Consider the following 4,879-nt stretch of genomic DNA (forward strand, 5'->3'; position numbering starts at 1 on the left):
TCATCGCCCCACCGGTCTCGAGGATCACCGCCACGTGCAACCGCTCGATGCGCCCCGCGCCCAGCGCACGCAGGGCGAGAGGGAACTCTCGGGCGAGGACGGCTGCCTCGTTCATGCGCCGCTGGACCGCGCGGTCGCTCGTGCGCGTCGCCGTGCCGATCTCTGCCGCGATCACGCGTCGCGGCATCTCGCGCCGACGGCTGTCGTGCGAGTCGAGGCGTGACGTCTGCTCGTCGGCGAGGGCCTCGGCCGCCGCCAGGAGGGTGAGCTCGAGCGACTGGAGCGACGCGATCGCCGAGCGCGCCTCGGTGATGCTCGTGACCAGCGAATCGAGCACGGCGAGCTCGCGAGCCTCGGTCGTCGGTGCACTGGTCATCCCCCCATTGTGCGGAGGGGCTCGGACACCCTCGAAGGAAAAGGCCTGGTCAAGTGTGGAAAGTCGCGGGAAAGACGCGCCTGTGGAGGAGGGGCGGGCCGGCGCCACCGCGGAAAGAGTAAGGGCCGGTCGGAGAGGCTCCCGACCGGCCCTTGTCCCTTGCACCAAGAGTGTCCTGCAATCACATGCCGGCAGCTGCCACAGCAAAACAACTACCGTGCAAGCACTCTATAACGGCGAGATAACGACGACAAGGGTTCGGCGTTATCTTTCTGTGATTTCTTTTCCTCGCCTCGTCGATCGCTCCGAATCGAGCACATGGAAGCGCTCTCACGGAGACCTGCGCAAGCACAGTGCTCGATCTTGCGGTTCGGGCAACCCTCGCGGATTCCTTGCGGAAACGTTGCGGCTCCCGCGTGAGAACAGCGAGGTCGGCCTTCCAGGCTGTTCTCATCAGGCGAAGCGCACCGCGGAGCCGAAGGACATGCGGGCCCCAGACCCGCCCACCCGATGGAGAAACAGACATGAAGAAGTCCATGAAGGGCACGATCGCCATCGCCGCCGGAATCGCACTGCTGCTCGGCGGCGGCGGGTCGCTCGCCTACTGGCAGGGCAGCGCGTCGACCACCTCGGCCACGATCCAGACCGGTGAGCTGAACGTCGCACTCACCTCGGGCGCCACCTGGCAGGTCAAGCGCGGGAGCACCACGACCGACATCACGAGCACGCTGGCCTCGTACAAGATGGTCCCCGGCGACCAGATCATCTACACGGTCCCCTTCCAGACCAAGGCCAACGGCACCAACCTGACCGCGACCGGCGCCGTCAGCTGGGGCGGGTTCGCCTCCGTCCCCGCCCACCTGACCTCGAGCGTCGCGGGCACCTACAACAGCGCGGCGATCGCCGGCAGCTCGTTCACGGTCGCCGGCGGCACCGCCAACGGCCAGCTCGTCTTCACGCTGACCTGGCCCTTCGGCGCCAACGCGACCAACGACACCGCAGCGGCGACCATGAACCAGAGCTGGAACCTCGGCGCGACCACCGTCACGGTCACCCAGAACGCCAACGGCGCCACCACGCCCTGACGCCGACCGGATGGAGCCGGCGGGACACCTCGCCCGGCTCCATCCCGCCCCACCCCTACCCGAACCGTCCGAAAGAGGCACAGGATGTCCCGCAACAAGAAGGCAGGAGCTCCGGTCGGAGCAGCCGGCCTGCTGGCCGCGGTCGTCGCTGTCGCCGTGCTCGTCGCGCCGGGCACGCTGAGCTCCTTCGTCTCGAGCACGCAGACCCAGGGCGTTTCGGTCTCCACCGGTCAGGCCGCTCTCACCGTTTCCGGTGAGGGCGGCTCGGGATCCGGCGTCTATCCCGGCGGTCCCGCGCAGCTCATCGCCGCGCGGACCCTCTCCAACACGGGTGATGTCGCCCTCGGCCTCGCCGCGACCTTCGGCGCCACCGGCGCGCTCGCCTCCAGCGTCGTGCTCACGGCGAGCGTGCAGACCGGAGTCTGCGCCGCCACCCCGCCCGCCGCACCGCCCGCCGACAGCGGACGCTGGAGCGGCACCGCGGCCGGGCTCACCGCGTCGGCCCCGACCTCGATCGAGGCGGGTGCGAGCCGCACCCTATGCGTGTGGCAGAGCCTGGACGCCAGCGCACCGAACGGCACCCAGGGCCAGACCGCCGCCGTGACCGTCAGCCTCACCGGCACGCAGGTCGCACCCTGACCCTCGCAGCCCGACCGACGACCCCACCCACAGACACGCGAAAGCAGATCATGACGAAGCGAGCGAAGTTCCTCACCGCGCTGGTCGCCGCGTTCGCGCTGGTCGTCGTCTCCCCGCTCGCCGCCACCGCCTTCTGGGCGGTGAGCACGCAGGTCGCCGCGTCGGCTCAGGCGAGCACCTTCGCGATCGCGCCGTACGCGGTCACGACCGCGGGCGCGGGATCGAGCTTCACGGGCTGGGCCGGCACGACCTATCACGCGGCCCCGCTCGCGAACAGCGGCGCGACGCCGTGGTCGGGCCAGACCGTGTCGGTACAGGCCGCGTCCGGCTTCGGCCCCGAAGCCGCCGCCACCGTCCAGGTCGCCTTCACGGCCGCCTCGGACGTCTGCCAGAGCGACGCGACCTACGCGGGAATCGCCCCGCAGAGCGCTCTGGGAGCGTCGTCATGGTCCTCCACCGCTCCCGTCGCGCCCGGCGCGACCGTCTTCGCCTGCATCAAGCTGGTCGTCACCGACACCGACACCCGGACGCCGTCCGGTGCGGCGGCACCCGCTCCGGCGCTGAACCTGACCACGACCGCAACGGCGGCGCAGGGAAACTGGACCGCCCAGGAGCAGGCACCGCTCGCAGCGTCGAGCACCGGCTGGGCCGCCTGCACCTCCACCGGCACCGGCGTGACGCTCACGCTGCCGGCGCAGGCGCAGCCCGGCAACTACACGATCGTGCGCAACGACACCGGCGCCACCCTCAGCGGCAACGTCACGGGCAACGCGCGCACGACGCTGACGCTCACCAATCCGGCGAGCTCCGGCACCGAGGACGCCGACACCTACGTGACGATCAAGCGAGCCGGTGTGGTCGTCGCCGTCGCCAAGCTCGGCTTCCGTTCGTCGTCCGCCCCGTCCACCGGTTTCACCAAGAGTCTGGCCTGCGCATGAGCACTCACTTCGCCCCGAACACAGCCGCCGAATCCGAGGAGGAGCGGGTGTCCTTCCTGCGGATGCTCCTCCAGGCCCTGTCCTGGGTGCTGCTGGCGGCCGTCGCGCTCCTGGCCGTGTTCGTCGTGGTCCTGCCGCTGGTCACGGGCGCCAAGCCCTACACGATCCTCACCGGCTCCATGGCCCCGCAGTACGCGCCGGGGACGCTCGTGGTCGTCGCGCCGGTGGCCGTCGAGGAGATCAACCTGGGCGACGTCATCACCTACCAGCTCGAGTCCGGCCGCCCCGAGGTGGTGACCCACCGGGTGGTGGCCGTCGGCGCCGCGGCCGACGGCACCCCGCTGTTCATCACGCGGGGCGACGCGAACGACGCCGACGACCCGGAGCCGGTCCGGCCCGTGCAGATCGTCGGCGAGCTCTGGTATTCGGTGCCGTACATCGGCTGGATCAACAACGTCGTCAGCGGGGAAGCGCGCGCCTGGGCGCTGCCCGTGGTCGTCGCGGCGCTCTTCGTCTACGGCGTCGTCGCCATCGCGCTCGGCTTCCGCGACCGTCGCCGCGCGAACGCCGAGCCCGACACCGACGCGGACGAGCCCGACACGTCGCGCGAGCACGAGTTCGCGGACGCCAGGTAACCGGATGCCGCGGCGCGCGGCATCCGCTCGCTTCGACCACCCCCCGCTACCCTCGCACCATGCCCGTCAGCAACACCCGCCGTGCGCGGGCGGCCCGTCGCCGCGCGCGACGCGTCGCGGCGGCCGACAACGACCTGACCCTGGACGAATGGGCGTCGATCGTGGAGGCCTGGGGCGCGTGCGCGTACTGCGGGACCGACGCCGGACCGTTCCAGAAGGACTGCGTGCTCCCGATCTCGCGCGGCGGGCGCTACACGTTCGAGAACGTCGTGCCGGCGTGCCGGTCGTGCAACGCGAGCAAGAGCAACGACGAGGTCACCTCGTGGCTGCGCCGCAAGCGGCTCGATGAGCGCGCCTTCCTGCTGCGTCATGTCGAGATCCTCAGTGCGTGGCGGGCGTGACCGCGCGACCGATCGGCAGGAGTCTTCGCATGAGCATCACCGTCCGCCCCTACGAGTCCCGCGACTGGGACGACATCCGGCGCATCCACGACGCCGCCCGCCTCGACGAGCTCGGCGGCGCCGGGCTGCTCGATGCCTACCTCGACCTCGAGGCGACCTACGAGAACGAGGGCCTGTTCGACGACGAGGTCTTCGTCGCCGAACTCGACGGCCGCGTCGCGGGCTTCATCGCCGGCTCGTCCGACGAGATCACCTGGGCCTATGTCGACCCGGGGCTGTATCGCCGGGGCATCGGCCGCGCGCTGGTGCAGCACATGCTCGATCGTGCGACCGGACCCGTCGAGCTCGAGGTGCTGGAGGGCAACAGCGCCCGGGCGTTCTACGAGGCGGTCGGCTTCGTGTGGGAGTCCACCACCACCGGCAAGCTCGCGGGGAACGAGTCGTTCCAGGCGACCGGGCACACGCTCGTCTGGCGTCCCGCGACCGGCTGACGCCCGCTCAGCCGGCGGTGAGCATGCCGATCCCGTCGAGCACGGCGCGGTGGGTCTGGGCGGAGGCGAGCACGCGGAAGTGACCGGGTGCCGGCACGACGACGTTCGTCGCCCCGTCCAGGGCACTGCCCTCGGGGATGTGCGGATCGTACGGCCCGAAGACCGAGACGATGCGGCCGTTGACCGAGGTCTCGCGCCCGAGCATGACGATCGTCTCGTCGCTCGGGAGGAAGGCGCGGATGCTCGGCACGATGAAGAGTCGCGCCCGCCGGGCGCCCCCGAACGGCGTCGCCACGGCAACGAGCCCGAGCACG

At 70.9% G+C, this 4,879-nt stretch carries 6 protein-coding genes and 2 pseudogenes; 6 read left to right on the forward strand and 2 right to left on the reverse strand.

The features are described 5' to 3' along the window. Nucleotides 1-376 (reverse strand): annotated as a pseudogene (locus tag ACE3O1_RS14820) (HNH endonuclease); the annotation flags it as partial. A 524-nt stretch (nt 377-900) separates the two neighbouring features. On the opposite strand from ACE3O1_RS14820, the gene ACE3O1_RS14825 reads away from it, so the two are divergent. The 6 genes from ACE3O1_RS14825 to ACE3O1_RS14850 all read left to right on the forward strand — a co-directional run bounded on the left by ACE3O1_RS14825 (nt 901) and on the right by ACE3O1_RS14850 (nt 4,565). Beyond that, on the forward strand, nt 901-1,461 hold the full coding sequence (locus ACE3O1_RS14825) for an alternate-type signal peptide domain-containing protein (protein ID WP_374316355.1): 561 nt from the start codon (nt 901-903) through the stop codon (nt 1,459-1,461). Nucleotides 1,462-1,545: 84 nt separating this feature from the next. Then, entirely contained in the window at nt 1,546-2,100 is a 555-nt protein-coding gene (locus ACE3O1_RS14830) for a hypothetical protein (protein ID WP_374316357.1), read from the forward strand. Nucleotides 2,101-2,150: 50 nt separating this feature from the next. Next, complete coding sequence (locus tag ACE3O1_RS14835; RefSeq protein WP_374316359.1) at nt 2,151-3,038, forward strand: hypothetical protein; 888 nt, start codon at nt 2,151-2,153, stop codon at nt 3,036-3,038. Further along, the gene (locus ACE3O1_RS14840) at nt 3,035-3,673 is read left to right on the forward strand and encodes a signal peptidase I (protein WP_374316361.1); all 639 of its coding nucleotides are present in this window, start codon (nt 3,035-3,037) and stop codon (nt 3,671-3,673) included. The genes ACE3O1_RS14835 and ACE3O1_RS14840 overlap by 4 nt, the downstream gene beginning before the upstream one ends. A 59-nt stretch (nt 3,674-3,732) precedes the next feature. Then, complete coding sequence (locus ACE3O1_RS14845) at nt 3,733-4,074, forward strand: HNH endonuclease (RefSeq protein ID WP_374316363.1); 342 nt, start codon at nt 3,733-3,735, stop codon at nt 4,072-4,074. A gap of 29 nt (nt 4,075-4,103) precedes the next feature. Further along, nucleotides 4,104-4,565, forward strand: coding sequence for an N-acetyltransferase family protein (locus tag ACE3O1_RS14850; RefSeq protein ID WP_374316365.1), 462 nt, complete (start codon nt 4,104-4,106; stop codon nt 4,563-4,565). 7 nt (nt 4,566-4,572) lie between these two features. On the opposite strand, the pseudogene ACE3O1_RS14855 reads toward ACE3O1_RS14850, so the two are convergent. Beyond that, nucleotides 4,573-4,879 (reverse strand): annotated as a pseudogene (locus tag ACE3O1_RS14855) (hypothetical protein); the annotation flags it as partial.

Source organism: Microbacterium sp., from assembly GCF_041909575.1.
Lineage (GTDB): Bacteria > Actinomycetota > Actinomycetes > Actinomycetales > Microbacteriaceae > Microbacterium.

What these genes read in the sequence shown, in the direction of transcription:
- ACE3O1_RS14825 (WP_374316355.1), top strand. Translation starts at nt 901, where the DNA reads ATGAAGAAGTCCATGAAGGGCACGATCGCCATCGCCGCCGGAATCGCA.
- ACE3O1_RS14830 (WP_374316357.1), top strand. Translation starts at nt 1,546, where the DNA reads ATGTCCCGCAACAAGAAGGCAGGAGCTCCGGTCGGAGCAGCCGGCCTG.
- ACE3O1_RS14835 (WP_374316359.1), top strand. Translation starts at nt 2,151, where the DNA reads ATGACGAAGCGAGCGAAGTTCCTCACCGCGCTGGTCGCCGCGTTCGCG.
- ACE3O1_RS14840 (WP_374316361.1), top strand. Translation starts at nt 3,035, where the DNA reads ATGAGCACTCACTTCGCCCCGAACACAGCCGCCGAATCCGAGGAGGAG.
- ACE3O1_RS14845 (WP_374316363.1), top strand. Translation starts at nt 3,733, where the DNA reads ATGCCCGTCAGCAACACCCGCCGTGCGCGGGCGGCCCGTCGCCGCGCG.
- ACE3O1_RS14850 (WP_374316365.1), top strand. Translation starts at nt 4,104, where the DNA reads ATGAGCATCACCGTCCGCCCCTACGAGTCCCGCGACTGGGACGACATC.